This is a genomic window from Azotobacter armeniacus (assembly GCF_054779355.1).
Map to the genome: position 1 here is coordinate 1 of NZ_BAAGYK010000021.1, position 17,658 is coordinate 17,658.

The 17,658-nt window shown below is 63.8% G+C and carries 8 protein-coding genes and 1 pseudogene; all 9 read right to left on the reverse strand.

What is annotated here, in order from left to right; translation table 11 throughout:
• A pseudogene (locus ACYVD0_RS05105) lies at positions 1-782 on the reverse strand (glycosyltransferase family 1 protein); the annotation flags it as partial.
• 75 nt (positions 783-857) lie between these two features.
• The gene (locus ACYVD0_RS05110; RefSeq protein WP_460425801.1) at positions 858-2,084 is read right to left on the reverse strand and encodes a hypothetical protein; all 1,227 of its coding nucleotides are present in this window, start codon (positions 2,082-2,084) and stop codon (positions 858-860) included.
• Between the two features lie 172 nt (positions 2,085-2,256).
• The gene (locus tag ACYVD0_RS05115; RefSeq protein ID WP_460425802.1) at positions 2,257-3,255 is read right to left on the reverse strand and encodes an outer membrane lipoprotein-sorting protein; all 999 of its coding nucleotides are present in this window, start codon (positions 3,253-3,255) and stop codon (positions 2,257-2,259) included.
• 40 nt (positions 3,256-3,295) lie between these two features.
• Positions 3,296-4,546, reverse strand: coding sequence for an ABC transporter permease (locus tag ACYVD0_RS05120; protein ID WP_460425803.1), 1,251 nt, complete (start codon positions 4,544-4,546; stop codon positions 3,296-3,298).
• Positions 4,543-5,295 carry an ABC transporter ATP-binding protein gene (locus ACYVD0_RS05125; RefSeq protein ID WP_460425804.1) on the reverse strand — a complete coding sequence of 251 codons (753 nt, stop codon included), beginning with the start codon at positions 5,293-5,295 and terminating at the stop codon, positions 4,543-4,545. The genes ACYVD0_RS05120 and ACYVD0_RS05125 overlap by 4 nt, the downstream gene beginning before the upstream one ends.
• A gap of 110 nt (positions 5,296-5,405) precedes the next feature.
• Positions 5,406-7,064, reverse strand: coding sequence for a polyketide synthase dehydratase domain-containing protein (locus ACYVD0_RS05130; protein ID WP_460425805.1), 1,659 nt, complete (start codon positions 7,062-7,064; stop codon positions 5,406-5,408).
• 221 nt (positions 7,065-7,285) lie between these two features.
• On the reverse strand, positions 7,286-8,515 hold the full coding sequence (locus ACYVD0_RS05135) for a beta-ketoacyl-[acyl-carrier-protein] synthase family protein (RefSeq protein WP_460425806.1): 1,230 nt from the start codon (positions 8,513-8,515) through the stop codon (positions 7,286-7,288).
• The gene (locus ACYVD0_RS05140; RefSeq protein ID WP_460425807.1) at positions 8,512-9,726 is read right to left on the reverse strand and encodes a beta-ketoacyl-[acyl-carrier-protein] synthase family protein; all 1,215 of its coding nucleotides are present in this window, start codon (positions 9,724-9,726) and stop codon (positions 8,512-8,514) included. Before ACYVD0_RS05140 ends, ACYVD0_RS05135 begins: the two co-directional genes overlap by 4 nt.
• 75 nt (positions 9,727-9,801) lie before the next feature.
• Positions 9,802-17,388: an SDR family NAD(P)-dependent oxidoreductase gene (locus ACYVD0_RS05145; RefSeq protein ID WP_460425808.1), complete on the reverse strand. Its 7,587-nt coding sequence runs from the start codon at positions 17,386-17,388 to the stop codon at positions 9,802-9,804.
• Between the last annotated feature and the right edge of the window lie 270 nt (positions 17,389-17,658).

Genomic DNA, 17,658 nt, shown 5'->3' on the forward strand with positions numbered 1-17,658 from the left:
AGGAAGGTGACGATGGGGATGTCCTTCCGCAGCCCGGGGAAGAGGCCCTCGAGCAGCGCCCGCGGCGGTCTGCCGGACGGGGCGGGAAGTTCGATACCGGGGTAAACCACGCTCATGCGCTCCCGCGGAACGTCCAGCTCGTCGGCGATTCGCTCGAGGTAGTCGTGGCTGGTCTGCAGAGCCGGCCAGCGCGACCCGGCAACGGCCTCGTTGAGGCGTCTGCGGTAAGTCTCGAACAGGCCGCCCCGCCGCGCATAGCCGGCGAACTCCTCGTCCCCCTGGAAGGTCAGCGAGTAGTCGAACTCGAGCCCTCCCTGACGCTTCGCCGCCAGGGCGAGCATGCCGATGGAGGCGAAGCTCATCATCAGGTGGGTAACCCCGTCCCTGGCGATGAAGCCGCGCAGCCGCCGGACCAGGCCGGCATCGGCATCCGGCGTCGCATGCAGCGAACAGATGAGGTGGGTGAGCATGCGGTCGACGAAGCCGTTGAAGAGGGTCTGGGTCATGCGCACTCGCAGCGGCAAGGGCTGCAGGAAGGCGGCCGAGCCGACCACCCGGTCCATGAACTCCGAGGGCCGGCGGAACTGGTAGCGCGTGCCGTGGCACAACAGTCGCTGCTCGATGCCGGGATCGGCGAACGAGGGACTCCACTCCATCATCCAGTAGACCACCACCCTGTAACCGCGTCGGTGGAGGGTGTTGGCGAGGGTCAGGTCGCGAATCGTGGAGCCCAGGTAGGAACCACTGCCAATGGTGACGAATGCAAAAGTCGGCTTGCTCATGTTGCCTCCGGTCCTTGGAGATGGCTGGGGCGTCCCCTGCTGGGTCACGCCCCACTTCTCTTGCTTAGTGAACGCTCAGAAGGTATAGCTAACGCCGGTAAACACCGAGTAGCGCAACAACGTCCCGAACTCGTCGTCGTCGCCGCCGGTGAATATATTTCCAGTGAAATAGGCTTGGACGTGGTCGGTCACGTCGTACTCGAGAATACCGGTGAAACGCTGGGACTCGTCGTCGAGGTTCCTCAGGTAACGCACGTTGTACTCGAGATCCCGGATCGACGTGGTGTCGGTGAACTGAATCATCGCGTAGCTCTGCCGGTAGAGAACGCTCCGGCTGTTCACCTGACCGGTCTGGAAGCACTCGATCATGGCCTCGTCGTCGCAGCGATTGTTGTCGCGCAGGTACTCGATGTTGACCGTCGGGCCGATCTCGAGGGTGTAGGACGCGCCGACCTGGTAGCCGCTCTTGCCCTCGTGCTCGACGTTGCCTTCGGTATAGAGCAGCAGCGCATCCGAGGCGTTCCAGCCGGCGAAGAAGCCGGTCTGGTGCTGGTCGCTCTCGCGGTAGGAGTGAATGATCGAGGCATAGCCGGAGGAGCCGGTGTAGTCGAGCTTGAGCGCGTAGATCTTCTCGAACTCGTCTTCATCCGACAGCCGACCATCGCTGAACCTGGGCTGCCCCGAGGTCAGGCTGTCGATGTCGTCCGAGCGGCCCGGGCCGTAATTGGCGATCGCCGAGACCGTCCAGGCTTCGCTGGGGATCCAGATCGCCCGGTAGTAGTCCAGGCCTGGCACCTCGACCCGCGGGTTGTTGCGTCCGTTGTCGCGGGTGAAGGGGTTGGACAGCGAGAGGATGACCGACGGCCCCCACTGCAGGTTCTCCCGCCCAAAGGACAGGGTCAGCTCGTCGATGGGCCGGTAACGCACCCAGCCCTCGGTGAGGAACAGCTCCGAGCTGTCGTGGTCGTCGCCATCGCGCGGGCCGTCCTCCCATTTCTCCCAGATCGCCTCGAAACGCGGCTTGAGGGCGAACTCCCAGTTGCGGAAGTTCAGGTTCAGGTCCGCCCGCGGGTTGAGCACCCACTGATAGCGCGGTATCTCGGCGGCGTTGTCGGGATTGAGGGTCGATTCCTCCGTCTCCTGGAAGAGGGTGTAGGCCATGAGGTTGATGCGTGAGTAGAAGCCGCTTGCCAGCTCATCGGCCAGACTCATCTGCTCCTCGCCCAGCTCGGGAAGCTCGGCCGCCCCCGCCTGGATTGCCATGCCTGCCAGAGGAAATACCAGTCCCAAACGATGCGCCATCCTTGTCATCTCTTTCATCCGTGTCATATCTGAAGTTGTCCATACTGCGCTGACTACCATGAACGGGTTGTTGAGCCCCAAAAAACCAGTATGGAACGCTCCGCCTTGCAGAGGCAATGCCGAGCTTGCCATCCGTGACGTGCCTGTCATGCCGGAGTGCTCCATACCAGGCTCACTTCATGAACAGATTGAGATTGAAGACGAAGTCCGGCAGCGGCGCGAGTTTTGGCTTGCTCATGCTCAGGGTGGTGATGTCGCCGCTCATCAGCTCCTCGTAGATCGCTATCTCGGAGATGAAGGGCCGTGCCTCCCCATCGATCGTCACCGTGCTGCCGTACGACATGTTGGCCGACTTGAAGCGCTTGCCGGACAGCGTGTAGTAGTCCGCTTTCACCCCCACCAGGCGCTGCTTGTCCACCCAGTAGATGATCCGGTCGTAGGTGGTCTTCGAATTGCGTGCCTTCAGGTCGAAGACATAGCAGTCCGTACCCTCCACAGTTTCGTCAGGCAGACGGGTCGCGTCGTAGTCTTCGGCGTAGTTGGTCGAGGCGACGTCACCGTAGGAAGCCTGGCCCATCAGTTTCTGGCGCAGTGAGATGGGGATCGGTTTGCTCAGGCCCGGCTTGTGGAACCACATATTGTTGTCGAGCATGAGCAGCTTCTGCCCCTTGGATTTCGGCGGCGCTATGTTGAGCCCCGAGATGTTGAAACCGCGCGCTTTGATGTCGTAGAGCGTGCTGTCGGTACGGCCCTTCTCATTGGCTTCGATCTCCACGTTCCAGGAGATGCCCTGCAGGTTGCCGCGCGACTCGTCCGCCCGCTTGAGAATCTGGTAGGAATCCTCGTCAGAGCTGGCGACCGGCCTCTGCTCGGTAACCTTGGCCACCTGCGGCAGCGCCTTGGCCTCGGGCTCGGTGCGCATCGGCGCGCTCGCCGCGGGGGGCGGGCTCGCGGCCTGGGGGGCCGCCTTCGACTCCACCGGCGCCGACCGGGAAGCGCTCGCCCGCTCGGCCGGCTTGTGGTCATCGTCGCGGCCGAACAGCCAGCTGAAGAACGAGCCCCCGCGGCCTTCGTCGCTAGCCCTCGCGGACGGCTCGGTGTTCTCCGCGACGGCCAAGGTACTGACCAACAGCGCCAGACCGAATGCAGAAATGCAGGAAAGTCCTTTCATCGCTCAAATCTCCGTCGGTTCAAAAACCCTGTCCCAGCGGTTACACATGTCCCAGGGCACTGACGATCTCCATCCGCGCCGCCTTGCGTGCCGGAAGGCTCGCCGCCAGCAGGGAAAGCACCATCAGGGCCAGCAGGCTCCAGAGCATTTCCTGGGGCACCAGGTAGACCTCCAGCGGAACGCGCAGGCTGATCTGCGGCGGAATCCAGGTCGGTTTCAGAATGGCAACGCCCACCCATATGGAGAGGGTGAGAGCCACGCCGACCAGCGAGCCGATCAAGCCGAGCAGCATGCTTTCTAGGGCGAACAGGCCGACGATGCCGCGGCGTTTCACACCCAGGGCACGCAGCGTGCCGATCTCCCGGGTGCGCTCCATGATCGCCATGCCCACGGTATTGACCACGCTCATCACTACGATGGTGAAGACGATCAAGAAGGCGAACAGGAAGATCACATCGAACATGCTCTTGACCTTGGTATAGAAGGTCGACAGCTCGCTCCAGGTCTTGATCTCCACATCCAGGCCGCGGGCGACCAGCTCGTTCTGCAGGGTCGTGCGCATCGGTCCCGTGATCAGGCCGTCATTGAGCAGGACGTTGACCCGGTCGACGCTGGTGGTGTCGTAGAGGCTCTGGGCGAACTCCAGGCTGACCAGCATCAGCTTGTCCTCCAGCGCCTCGACCGGCGAGTTGAAGGTCTGCAGCATCTGGCCATCGAGGGCGTTGATCTGCCCGCTCACGGTCGGCGCCATCACCACCACGGTGTCGCCCTGCTTGAACCTGAGCTGGTCGGCCAGCCCCTGGCTCATGCCCAGGCCGTTGGGGTTGTCGTCGGTCATGGGCTCGCCGTCGAACAACTGCATATTGCCCACTCTGGTCCGCGAGCGTTCGCGGATGACATCGACCTCGGAGGACACCCGTCCGCTGGCGAGGAAGATGGTCGACACCTCGCCGTTGCTGACCAAGCCGGAAATATTCAGCTCGGGGGTGGAAACGCGGATCTCCGGATGGGCCTGCAAGACCTCGTCGATCACCCGGACATCCTCCTCGTTGAGCAGGTAGCGCGTCGGGTCGAGCTTGCCCTCGTCGAGGAAGCCCTTCTTGAAGATCGACATGTGGCCGTTGCCCTGGATGTAGATGTAGGACTCCTCCAGGCTGGTGAAGATATAGGCGGTGAAACCGCCCAAGGCGTTGACCGCGGCGAAACCGAGCCCGATCGCAATTACGGTGAACAGCGAGCGGCGGCCGTTGCGGAATAAGTTGCGCGTGGCGAGCTTGAACCAGGTGATCATGAGCGGCCCCTTGCAATGTGGGTCTGTGCGGCCACGCACGCCGGCTGGGTGTCGCTGTCGATCTCGCCGTCCTGCATCAGGACGCGGCGCTTGACGCTTTCCAGCAGGCGCTGGTCGTGGGTGGAGAAGACGAAGGCGGTGCCGTAGCTGGCGTTGATGTTCAGCATCAGCTCGATGATCCGCCGAGCGTTGCCCGAGTCGAGGTTGGCGGTAGGCTCGTCGGCGATTACCAGAGCCGGGTCGGTGACCAGCGCCCGGGCGATGGCGACCCGCTGCTGCTGGCCGCCGGAGAGCTTGGCCGGGCGATGGGTGACGAGCTTCTCGAGGCCCACCTCGGTCAGTTGCTCCAGCGCTCGCTGCCGGGCGACCGAGGACGAGGCGCCGGCGATCTGCAGCGGCAGCATGACGTTCTCCAATGCCGAGAGTACCGGCACCAGGTTGAAGTTCTGGAAGACAAAGCCGATGTTTCGGTTGCGTAACTCGCTGCGGGCGTTGTCCGACAGAGCGTTGGCCTCTTGGCCGTTGATCAGCACGGTACCGGAGGTGGGCGAGTCGAGCATTCCGATGAGGTTGCACAGGGTCGACTTGCCGGACCCCGACGGCCCCCAGATCGCGACGAACTCGCGCGCCTGGATGATGATGTCGATGCCCTTGAGAGCGATCACCGGGTTCTCGCCGATCTCGTAGTGCTTGGTAGCCCGTCGCAGCTCGACGAGCGGGGCCGTTCCGATCGAGGTAATGGTATTCATGGTCGGATGTTTCCTATGCGTCCCATGCTTGAAATCTCCAGCAATCCGCGAAACCTGGCCGCAGCCGGGCCGCGGCGCCTGCCGCAGCAGCCCGGACGCTGCGTCGGTTATCAGCCGGATGCCCCCACTCTATCGACAGCTGCGTAGGCGATGACGAAATCCCCGTCGCGAACGCTGTACACACCGATCAGCCAATCACTGTCCTGGACCTGGATGATGAAGCTCCCGCCGTCGTCGATGGCGATCGCCTCGAAGCGTTGTAGGGCGCCGTCCACGCCGGTGCCCATCAACTTGCCGGCGGCTTCCTTGGCAGACCACAGGCGGGTGATCCACTCGTCCCGCGCTGTGTCGTCCGCAGCCAGATCGTTCAGCAGCTCGCGCTCGCCGGCCGTGCTGAAACTCCCGAGGAAGCCGGCATCGCGCGGGCGGATCTGCTCGATGTCGATGCCCACCGGCTGCTCGCCGGCGAGTGCCACCGCCCTGTCCTCGCAATGCGCAATGCTGATCTTCGGCAGCCGCGCATAGCCATCCAGCGCCACCACCAGAGGCTGACCAGCCGCGTCGCTGTCGATGGCGAAGGCCGCAGGGTGCAGCATGCCCGGCAGCTCGCTGCGCGCGGCAAGCCAGGCGCGAACCGCGTCCTTCGCCGCCACCCGGCCGAGTTGCCACTGCTGCTGACGCGGCGGAACGCCGGCCTTGGCTTCGAAAGCTGGCATCTCGTCCATGTGCAGGTAGTGGCGCGCCAAAAGCAGAGCGTCGAAACCGCTGATATCCGCTTTCGTGACCATGCAGCACAGTGCTCCCGGCGCCAGCGAGGGTAGCTCGAGGGTATGGCTCAGCAGGTGCTGCGTCGGCTGGCGACGGAAATCGACCAGATGCTGGGGATAGTGAAACTTCCACTTGCCCCAGCCCTTGATCCGCATCCAGACGGCACCGGCATCATCCTGAACCTCAACGTCGGCATAGAGTGTCTTGGCCTCATTGCGAGTGATCTCGATACGGCATAGTGCTCGCGTACCCACCGGCGGGGTCGGCCGGTAAAGCTCGAGCTTGCTGAAACCAATGGGAAAAACGAAGCGATCGTTCTGCATCGCCCAGACGCCAATCACTTGCCCAACGCAATCGAGCAGAGCCGGATCGATCAGTAGTTGAGGCTGACGCACCGACTGGAACAGATCGGCGGGAGATCTCACCAACAGATTCGCCAGCGCGCCCTGATCCGCTACCACTATGTCGCCAGTCAAACACTGGAAACGCGGCCCGTGGAACATGAAGCGCTCCCGGTAGAAGTCCTCGCCAGTCATTGGCAGGCGGTAAGGATTGCTGAACTCCGTAAAATCAACGTCGAGATCGACCTGGTAGGTCGGTGCAAACAACACAGTCGCGGTGATCGACGGCATATTCTGCCCGGCGGGCTGAATCCCCACTGCGATGCGCCAGATCTGGCGTTCAACATCTCTATCCTGCACATGCGCGTTGATGGTCAGGACGAGGCTCGCGCTATCCGCCAGCTCGATCCAGCGCGTCGCCCTGACGGCCTCGAAGCCGGTCAGCCCCAATCCAGGCGCCAGGCATGCCGCCACCTCGGCCATCACTTCCAAGCTCATGGTCATCGGTAGTACCGGCATGCAGGCGGACATCGGCTTTATGCCGGCTGCATTGACGAAAGCGTGGTCGGCAAGATAGAGATCCTCCGCCAAGCTCAGCGTGCGCTGTACGATGATCGACTCGTTAGGCGCGTAGGCCAGCACCTGACCGATGAAGGGCATGCTGCCCTCCTCCAGAGGCTCGCAGGCAGGTTCCTGCTCGACCGCCAGTGCTACGGCAGAGCGCTGTGACGGTGAGGGCTCCGGTGCGGCGACGAGCGCCGTATCTTCCTCTGCACACTCCTGAGTCCTGAGCTCCTCGCGGGACTCCGCCTCGTAGACTCGGGGAATCAGAGGCACCTCGCTGTCGACATCAAGGACCAAAGGGGAAAGTATATTGCTGCTCATATCTTCTCCAGTACCAGTCCGGTTAGGGTCAACCCCGGCCCGAAGCCGAGGCATACGATACGAGTGCCGACAATGACCTCTTCCAGATGCTGCATGAGAATGTACGGAATCGTGGAAGAAGACATGTTGCCGTGCTCGAGGAAAACACTCTGGCTGATCGCCACCTGGTCGTCGGACAGGCCAAGCTCGTCCTGGACATGCTCGACGATCTTCGGCCCGCCCGGATGGACGGCGAAACTCAGGGCCTCCTTGTCCCGCTCGAAGTCCATGCCGGCACGCCGAAGCAGGTCTACCGTGAAGGTTTTGACATACCGTTTGATGATCGCCGGCACCAAGGGCGACAGACTGATCTTGATCTGATACGGGCCCGGCACTCCCTGCATGCCGTCGAACGAATTCGGCAGCAGGTGCTCGTTCATCGCCAGGATCCGCAGGCCGCGCAGTCCTTGCCGAAACAGCTCCTCCTCGGAATAGACCGAATACTTGATCAGCCCGTCGGAGAACAGGGTCGCCGAGATGATGTTGTCCGCCCGCCATTCGGTGATGTTGTGGTGCGCGGACATCAGCTCGGTATGCACGATGTCCACCCGATCCTTGGTCGGAGTGACGCCACAGCGCGAGGAGGCGAGAAAGCCGTGGGCCATCTTGATGGCCGGGAAGGCTCCGTAGCAGCCCATGTTGTAGCTGTGGGTCACCGTGGTCTCGAACCATTTCCGCTTCGCCACCACGTGCTCGACGGGACTCGGCGACAGATAGCCCGTGCAGGTCACATGGATGAGATCGTCGGGCGCCGGGGCGTCGGCCGCATACATCTGCTCGACCCCCTGCTCGACGACCTTGGCATAGCTCTCATGGCGCATCCGGAGGTCCGCTCCACGCGGATCATTCTTGACATCGAACAGCCGCAGGTGAGCCTGGTCGGGCTCCGGATCGACGACATCGAAGTTGCCATCGCCGAAACGGATGTCGGTCAGCTTCGGAAAGTAGACCAGCTGCCGCTGCTTGATCTGCGAAGGCGACAGGGCGTACTTGTCGAACTTCTCCTTTACCGTCTTGTAGACCTCGAGAAAGCCTTCCTCGTCGCTGATGTTGTTGCTCAGGCAGTGGGCCTTGGCGAAGCCATAGGCGGTCAGTTCGAGGGCGATCCGCTGAGGGATCGGCTGGGCCAGCTGGACCGGCGTGAAGCCGGTCAAGACTGCACCATTGGGATAGACTGTATCGTTCATATCTTCTCCAGCACCATTCCGGTGACAGTCAGTCCGGGACCGAAACCCAGGCACACGACGCGCGTGCCGACATCCACCTCTTCGAGGATCTGCTTGAGGATGTGGGGAACCGTGGCGGAGGACATATTGCCGTTCTCCAGGAACACGCTCTTGCTGATCACCACCTGCTCGTCGGCAAGCCCCAGATCTTCCTGGATGTGCTCGACGATCTTCGGCCCGCCCGGATGGATGGCGAAGGTCAGTTCTTTCTTCTCCCGCTCGAAATCGATGCCAGCCCGTTCCAGCAGCGATATTACGAAGGACCGAACATGACGCTTGATGACCACCGGCACCATGGGCGTCAAAGTCATATGGAACTGGTGCGAGCCCGGCACCCAGGTCATGTCGTCGGCAGAGTCGGGCAGCAGGTGCTCGTTAATCGCCAGGACCCTCAGGCCGTGCCGGCCCCGCCGGCGCAGTTCCTCTTCGGTATAGACCGAATACTTGATCAGCCCATCCGCAAACAGTGTCATGGTGATGATGTTTTCCGCCCGCGTATCGGCGATGTTGTTGTGCGCCGACAGCAGCTCGGTATGCACGATGTCTACCCGCCCCTTGGGCGGGGTAAGGCCGCAATGCGACGAGGCGAGAAAGCCGTGGGCCATCTTGATTGCGGGGAAGGCGCCATAGCAGCCCATGTGGTAGCTGTGGGTCACCGTGGTCTCGAACCATTCCCGCTTCGCCGCCATGCGCTCGACCGGACTCGGCGCCAGATAACCCGAACAGGTGACGTGGATGAGATCGTCGGGCGCCGTGGCGGTGTCCTCGAACATCCGCTCGAGTGCCTGGTCGACGACCTTGGCGAAACTCTCATGACGGGTCTGGAGACCCGCCCCCCGCGGGTCGCTCGCGGTGTCATGCAGCCGCAGGTAAGCCTGCTCGGGTTCGGCGATTTTGAACTCGCCGTCGAAGACGGTGATATCGCTGACCTTCGGGAAGAAGATCAGCTGGCGGCGCTTGATCTGCTGGGCCGACAGGGCGTACTTGTTGAACTTCTCCTTCATCGTCATGTAGACCTGGCGGAAACCGTCCTTGTCGGTGATCTTGTTGTTGAGGCAATAGGCCTGGGCAAATCCGTAGGCGGACAACTCGAGCGTGAAGCTCTGGGGCACGGGCTTGACAAGCTGTACGGGGGTGAAGTCACTTAGAACTGCATTATTAGGATTGCTCATGATATTTCCTCCTTGATTGAGCAGTGCCTCGACTACGATCCCGCGCGCAAACGCGCGGGAAAGATCAAGCCATGGCTATCCTGCCTCGGCTTGGAACTGCCGAACCGGATCATGCCGCTTGCGCGGCTGCATTTGCTCTGCGAGCTGCTCTAGGCTCGCAGTGATTACCAGCTCCGTTTCGCCAGTATTGCCCCGCCGAATCTGCTCCAGGCAGTGACGGGTACCGATCGCCAACGGGATGGGGTAGATGTCTCGCTCGGCATAGAACTTGAGGAGCTGGTCGTTCACCATGCCGGACTTCCAGGGGCCCCAATCGATCGCCAGTGCATGCACGCCAGGCCAGGCGTGGCTCAGACTGTCGGCAAGCTTGTTCAGCACCTCGTTGGCCGCGCTGTAGTCGCTCTGCCCCGCATTGCCGAAGCGGCCCGCGATGGAGGAGAAGAACAGCACGAACCTGAGCGTTTCAGGGCGCAGCTTGCGCGCCAGGACCTGGGCGCCGATGACCTTGGTGTCGTAGACGGCGGCGAACGACTCCGGCGTCTTGTCGCGGATCAGCTTGTCGTCGATGACCCCGGCGCCGTGCAGAACGCCATCGATGCGCCCCCACTTCGCGTAGATCTCATCGATCAAGCGGCCGAAGGCATCACCGTCGCGCACATCCACGGCGTGGTATTCGACCTCGGCTCCCGTCGCCCGCAGTCTGTCGAGATTGTCGCGGATCTCGCGATCCTTGAGCAGGCGCTTGAACACCCGGTCTACCTCGGCCGGCTTCAGCTTGGCACCTCTTTCGCCGCGCAACTTGCCGATCAGCACTTGCTTCAACTTCGCCGGATCGGTGATGTCACGGGTCTCCCCGGCCTCCTCGCCCGGCAATGGACTGCGCCCTACCAGCACCAGCCGCGGGCGATACTCCGCGCCCAGGACGCTGCCGATCTCGGCGGTGATCCCGCCGGCACCACCGGTGATCAGCACCACGGCGCCGTCGTCCAGAGCCGGCAGACCTGCCGCGGGCGAAGCCGCCTGCAACTCGAGCGCCAGCTGCCAGCGACCTTCGCCGCTGTAGCCGACCTCCAGCACCGGTGTCTGCCCGGCCCACTCGCTCAGCACCCGCTCGACCACCTCGTCTGCCTTCAGATCGGGGGATACGTCGATGCACTTGACGTGCGCATCGTCACCCCACTCCCGCGCCGCTGACTTGGCGACGCCGAGGGTACCGGCACACTCGACGGGCAGTTCGCGGGACTTCACCAGTCCAAAGCGGCCGTCTAAGGCAGTGACGTTGATCAGCCACCCCGCCCCCCCATGGGCAGCGGCCTTGAGGTCCTGGTCTAAGACCTTGCACAGCAGAAACAGCACCTTGGCCGGGGCGACTGGCTCGCCCTCCCCGGCCGAAGCGCAGGGCACGCCGAGCAGGCTGATGACCGTCCCGACCGGCGCCCCCGCCTCCCCGAGCAGGCCATGCAGCGCCTTCGCCGACTCCAGGGAGCTTGGATCGAACTCGAAACGTCCATCGCCCAGAACACGGCTTTCCTTGCCCGGAATGACCTGCCTCACTTGGTGCCCGCCCTGGCCGAGGGTGGTGCGGAAGGCCGCGGCCAGTTCCGAGTCCGGCCCGACCAGCAGCACCGGCAGGCCGGCTGCGGGTTGCTGTCCGCCCGTCGCGCCCAGCGGCGCGGCGACTGCCTTGACGGTGTAGCAATGCACGACTTCTTCCGGCGCTACTTCAATTGCAGACTCCGCTGTCTCAGCCGGCGATGCCGACAGCGGAGTCACTGCTTTTTTTGAGCTCAGGACTCCTGCCGGAACAGCGACGGCGTCATGCAGCTTGTCGTACCAGGCGATCAGCTCGTTGAGCGTCTTCAGCCCGGTGAGCTCCTCGAACACCGTCTCCTCGTCGCGCCCATCCATAAGGTTGTGGCGCTCCTTGAGTTGGCTCAGGACCTCGATGCGCTTGATCGAATCGATGCCGAGGTCAGCCTCCATGTGAACATCCAGGTCGAGCATGTCCTCGGGATAACCGGTGCGCTCCGACACGGCACGCAGCAGATCGGCCTTGAAGACCTCGGTGGGTGCCAGACCTGCAGCGCCATTATTGGCCTTGGCTGCCGGAGCCGCAGCCGGCGCCGCTACAGCCGCTACCGGCTTGGCCACCTCGACTGGATTGTGCCCGTTATGCTCGACTGCGGGAGCGGCCTGCGGCGCGCGCCCGACCGGCAGGCCTGCGGTATGCAGCGACAGCACTTGGGCCGGCAGCACCGGAGCCTGTGGCGACGGCGCCTGCGGCAGCGGCACTTGCGCTACCGCCTGTAACGGGGCGAGCGGCTCGGCAAGGCTTGACAGATCGGCTCCCGCAAGGCCGCTCTGGAAATCGAGGAAACGGCGCAGCGTTTCCTGCTGGTCGCGTTGCAGCGCGATGAACTGAGTGATGACTTCCTGGACTTGAGTCACGTGCAACAGTGATGGAGCCTCCATCCCTGCCGGGACCCCCCCTGCGTACAGCGTGTTGTCGTTTGCCATGCTGAACCTCCGTTGTGGTGCGTGGCGATTGATAGTGACCGGCGTTACCGCTGGTCGGGGAGAGCTGAGATGTAAAACGGTCGAGGCGGTTGTAGCCGCTTGTACGTTGGGCCCCAGGATCTCCACGGATGCGACGCTGGCCGCGATCGCCGGCACTGTCGGCTCGGTCGTCCCCTTGGCCGGAGCCGCAGGGCGGCTTTCGGCCGGTGCGTTCCATGGCTTGGCGCGACCGCCATTGACGCGCCAGATCAGCGGACCCGGCAGTGCTTTGGCGCGAGCACGGGCGAGCACCTCCGCCACTGCCAATGCTTCATAGCCACGCCCCTTGAACCAGTGGCCGAAGTTCACCGGCACGCCAATGGTGAACAGTTGGGTGAACAGATGGGCGAGTTGCACCCAGCCGCCGCGCCCCGGTGCCTCGATGGCGAGCGCCGTATGTGGTCGGCCAGCCAGGATCCGGTCGACCAGCCCAGTCAGCACCAGGCCCGGGCCGGCTTCGATGAAGATGCGCGCGCCGGCTTCATACAACTGGTTGATCTCCTTGACGAAGCGCACCGGCTCGGTCATGTGCTCGACCAGCAGGGCGCGCATGGCCTCGGGCTCCTCCGGATAGGCGCCGCCGGTAGTGTTGCTGAACACCGGCACCTGGCCGGGCTTGAGCTCTATTTTCGCCAGTTCGGCAGCCAGTCCATCGCGCGCACTGGCCATCGCCGGCGAGTGGAAGGCGGCACTGACCGGCAGCACCTTGACTCTCAGCGACTCGTTGCCCAGCACCTTGGCCGCTGCCTCGATGGCCTCCACCGAGCCGGCGACGATGGTCTGATCGGCGGCATTGAGGTTGGCCAGGGTGACGTTCAGGCCATGCTGCTCGATCAGGGCGCGGACGCGGGCTTCGTCGGCGTCGATCGCCGCCATAGCCCCGGGATTGCGCTGGCCGGCCTCGCCGGCGAGCCGGCCGCGGATTTCCGACAGGCGGATGAAATCGTCCAGCCCAATCACCCCGGCCGCATGCAGGGCGACGTACTCGCCATAGCTGTGCCCGGCGACGAAGTCCGGCTTGAGACCGTAGTCGCCCAGCACTCTGAACGCGGCGAGATCGACCACACCCAGCGCCGGCTGAGCGACCCGGGTCGCGTTCAGCGCGCTCTGCTGGGCCGCGCGGGCTTCATCGCTGAATACCGGCACCGGGTAGATGTAGCGGGACAGGGGTTGCTCCATCTTGTCGGCGAGCAGCGCGTCGGCATGTTCGAACAGCCCATGCAGTTCAGGCCGGGAGGACGCCAGATCGGCCAGCATGTTGATCCGCTGCGAACCCTGGCCGGGGAAGAGGAAACAGACGCCATCCGGGCTTGCCGCTCCCTCGCGAAAGAACACCCCCTGCGGGTACTTCACTTCGGTCTCGCGGCCCTGCAGCACCCTCAATGCGAGCTCCAGCTTGGCCTTGAGATCTTCTGCCGAACTCGCGACAAGAGCCAGGCGGCAGTTGCATGCGCCATTGTCGAGCCGCGCTGCGCCTTGCTCCAGGTGCAGTGCATAGGCCAGTTGGGCGACATCGACATGCTTGGGATGCTCCAGCGCGCTCAGCAGGCGTTGCACTTCCTCCGCGATCTTTGCCCGGTCGTGCCCCCAGAAGCTGAACGGTTCGGCATCGCGTGGACATAGGTCGACGGCATCGCTGTCACGATAGGCTCCAGCATATTCCTCCAGCACCACATGGAAGTTGGTACCGCCGAAGCCGAAGGCGCTGACCCCGGCGCGCCGTGGGTGGCTCTTGCCGGTATTCAGCCAGGGGCGGACCTCGGTGTTGATGAAAAATGGCGAGCGGGCGAAGTCGACACGCGAGTTCGGCACCTCGACGCCGATGGTCGGCGGCAACACATGGTGCCTGAGCGCCAGCGCCGTCTTCATCATCGCCGCCAGCCCGGCAGTAACCTTGGTATGGCCGATCATCGACTTCACCGAGCCCACCGCGCAGGACTGGGTGGCCATGGCGGTCTTGCCGAAAGCAAGATTGAGCGATTCGATTTCTGATTTGTCGCCCACGGCGGTGCCGGTGCCGTGCGCCTCGATCAGCCCCACGCTGGCCGGATCGACCTCGGCATCCTCGTAGGCGCGCTGCAGCGCGGTGACTTGTCCTTGGGGATGGGGCGCGGTGAGGCTGCGGTTGCGGCCGTCGCTGGACGAGCCTATCCCCTTGATCACCGCGTAGATGCGATCACCATCGCGCTCGGCATCGCCCAGACGTTTGAGCACCAGCGCCGCCACGCCTTCACCTAGGGCGATGCCGTCGGCACTATCGTCGAACGGCCGACAACGGCCGCGTGGCGATAGGGCGTGAGTCTGGGAGAAACACAAGAAACCGATGGCATTGTTGGAGACGTCAATGGAGCCGATCAGCGCGACGTCGGCGTCCTGGCTGCGCAATTGGCGGATACCCACATCGAGTGCCGCCAGCGATGAAGCACAAGCCGCATCCACGGTAAAATTGGTTCCGCGCAGATCGAAGCGATTGGCTACCCGGCCGGCGGTAACGTTGTCGAGGACACCGGGAAAGGAGTCCTCGGTCCATTTGGGCAGTTCGTGCTCGTAGAGCGCGTCCATGACCTGCTTATAGGCCGACTCCGGCAGCCCCGGCACCTTGGGCAGGTAGTGGTTGAGCAGACCACGGAAGATGTAGTCGCAGCCGAGGTCGTTCATGCCGCCCGATGCGAAAATGGTTGCAGTGCGTTCGCGCGGAAATGGATGCCGATCAAAGCCGGCATCGGCCAGCGCCTGGCGTACCACGTCCAGGGCAATCAATTGCACCGGCTCGATCGATCTCAGACTGGCCGGCGGAATGCCATAGAGCGACGGATCGAACTGGATGTCGTCGACGAAGCCGCCCCACTTTGAATACGACTTGTCAGGAGTGCCGCGACGTGGGTCGAAGAAATCCTCCGGGCGCCAGCGCTCCTCACTCACTTCGCGGATCGCATCGACCCGGTGGAGGATATTCTGCCAATAGGTGCGCAGATCACCGGCGCCGGGCAGCAGGCTGGCCATGCCGACGATGGCGATGTCGCTTTCCGCAGCCACGCGCTTGGCCACGCGCTTGCGCGGCAGGCGCTTGTCGACCCGGGCCAGCACCCCGCCGCAGCCCACCGACACCGCACTGTGCAGCTCTGCGATGCTCAGCGTCCGGGAACGCAGGCGGGCGACCTCGCCGAGCATGTACATGCCCTCACGGCGCTGGGCGTCGAGGGAAATATGCATGTAGCGGGAGGTGCCTGACGAACGGTCGGGGTTCTGGGTGACTCCCTTGGAGGCCATGCGCAGACGGCCGATATTGAACAGCTCCAACACCTTGAGCACCTTCTCCGGCGCCTCCAGGGCGAGCAGCATGTCGCGGCGGGTTCGGTTGAACTCCTCGCAGAAGGGCGTCACCGCGCAGCGGGTGTACATGCCCTTGCCGGATTGCAGCAGGGTGGTTTCCTTGCAGGCGATGGCCTGGGACTGGAACTCCGGCATGATCGCGCCGCTGCTGACGATCTCGTTGGTGAAGAGGTAGGCGGTGCCCATGATCACGCCGATCTTCATGCCGCGGGCGACCAGCGGCGCCGCCAGAGCGGAGACCATCGCCGCCGACAGCTCGTCGTGGATGCCGCCGGCGAACAGGACCTGGATCGACTCGGGATCGGCGATCTCGACCGAGCTCAGGGTCTCGATGGCCGACTCCCAGAGGATGAAGCTGCTCAAGGGTCCGGTATGGCCGCCGCACTCGCCGCCCTCGAAGATGAACTTGCGCGCGCCGTCCTTGATGAAGCCCTTGAGCAGCCCGGGCGACGGCACGTGCAGGTAGGTGCTGATGCCGATGGCCTCCAGCTCGCGGGCCTGGCCGGGACGCCCACCGGCGATCAGCGCGAACGGCGGCTTGACCTCGCGGATCACCTCGAGCTGGGCCTGGCGCAGTTCCAGCGGCATGAAGCCGAGGATGCCGACCCCCCAGGGCTGGTCGCCGAGCCGTTCCTTGGTCTTGGTCAGCAGGGTCTGCACCTGATCCTGGCGCATCACCGACAGGGCGATGAACGGCAGACCACCGCCATCGGCCACGGCCTTGGCGAAGCCGTCCACGTCGCTGACCCGGGTCATCGGGCCCTGGACGATCGGATAGCGGGTGCCGTGCTGCTGCGCCAGCGGGGACTCCGGGCCCAGCGCCTTCTGCGAGCGGGCCTCGCGCAGGGCCTGTTCGGTGCATTCCGAAACCGCAGCGAGGATGCGCCCGACGGTGCCGTGGCGGCGCGCCAGGGCGGCGGCCAGGGCGATGTCCTCGCCCATCGGCAGCAGTGGGGAATCCGCCTGCGCGAGGGACTGGAGCAGCAGCGCCTCCCAGGGCTCGCCCTTGATCACCGCCTGTTCAAGTTCGTCGAGCCGTTCGCGGGCACCGCGGCCGAACAGGCGGAACGCGCGCTGCTCCGGGCCGATCAGCATGGTTTCGCTGCCATCCAGCGCGGCCCAGGCGCGGGCCTGCGGAGTGCCGATGAAGGGGCTTTCGTCGGCCAGCCAGAGCTGCTCGCAGAGCACCACGCCGGAGGCTCCGGCGAGCACCGCGGCTGCCGCGGTGTGGGTGCCCATGCCGCCCTGCACCCAGTAGGGGATGTTGATCCGACCGTGCAATTCCTGAAGGAGGATGAAACTCGAATGGCGGCTGACCCAGCCGCCGGACTCATGCCCCTTGAGGATCAGTCCGTCGCAGCCAGAAGCCTCGGCAGCCAGCGCCGAGGGCAGATCCCAGACCTCGACGAAAATCTTGCGGGCCAGGCGTTTGATCTTCTTCTTCAGCGCGGCCAGCTCCTTGGGCTGCATCCCGGTAAACACCAGATCGTCCGGCTTGAGTCCGGTGAGCACCAGGATCGGCACGCGCTGTGGGATGAATTCGGCAAGTTGCTCGAGAGCGCGCTGGGCGGAGCCGAGCGTATCCCAGCGTATGCCCCACTGGGCGTGCGGGCCGGCGCTGGCGGCCAGGCCCTCGATGGCCGCCCTGGTGGTTTCCGGATTATTGTTGTAGAAGCCCAGGTCGAGGATTCCAATGTCCCCTGCACGACAGGCAGCGATCGCAATTCTGGAGTCGAGATACCCTGCGGGTGTTATTGCAATATGACTAGCCATTTGATCATCCTGCTCTCAAAAAGCTGCACTTTCGGCGCAAGCTTTTGTTCCTTTTCGAGCTGCATCACAAACAGAGCTCACGTTCGACTGGCATGGCCCCACCCAACTACTACGGAAAGCCGGAAATGCCATTCAATTGGCATCGCCCTGAAGACCTGCTGAGCGATCACTGAAGGGTGACATTTACGTCTCTCTCCTGCAGGAAGCCGCTCATGGCCATCGGGCCTGCCCCATCAACATGCTTGCTTTTCACACTACCGACGAAACAAA

Bases quoted from the DNA above. Each gene is read 5' to 3' on its own strand.
- ACYVD0_RS05115 (WP_460425802.1), bottom strand. From the start codon at position 3,255: ATGAAAGGACTTTCCTGCATTTCTGCATTCGGTCTGGCGCTGTTGGTC.
- ACYVD0_RS05140 (WP_460425807.1), bottom strand. From the start codon at position 9,726: ATGAGCAATCCTAATAATGCAGTTCTAAGTGACTTCACCCCCGTACAG.
- ACYVD0_RS05130 (WP_460425805.1), bottom strand. From the start codon at position 7,064: ATGCCCTTCATCGGTCAGGTGCTGGCCTACGCGCCTAACGAGTCGATC.
- ACYVD0_RS05145 (WP_460425808.1), bottom strand. From the start codon at position 17,388: ATGGCTAGTCATATTGCAATAACACCCGCAGGGTATCTCGACTCCAGA.
- ACYVD0_RS05120 (WP_460425803.1), bottom strand. From the start codon at position 4,546: ATGATCACCTGGTTCAAGCTCGCCACGCGCAACTTATTCCGCAACGGC.
- ACYVD0_RS05135 (WP_460425806.1), bottom strand. From the start codon at position 8,515: ATGAACGATACAGTCTATCCCAATGGTGCAGTCTTGACCGGCTTCACG.
- ACYVD0_RS05110 (WP_460425801.1), bottom strand. From the start codon at position 2,084: ATGGCGCATCGTTTGGGACTGGTATTTCCTCTGGCAGGCATGGCAATC.
- ACYVD0_RS05125 (WP_460425804.1), bottom strand. From the start codon at position 5,295: ATGAATACCATTACCTCGATCGGAACGGCCCCGCTCGTCGAGCTGCGA.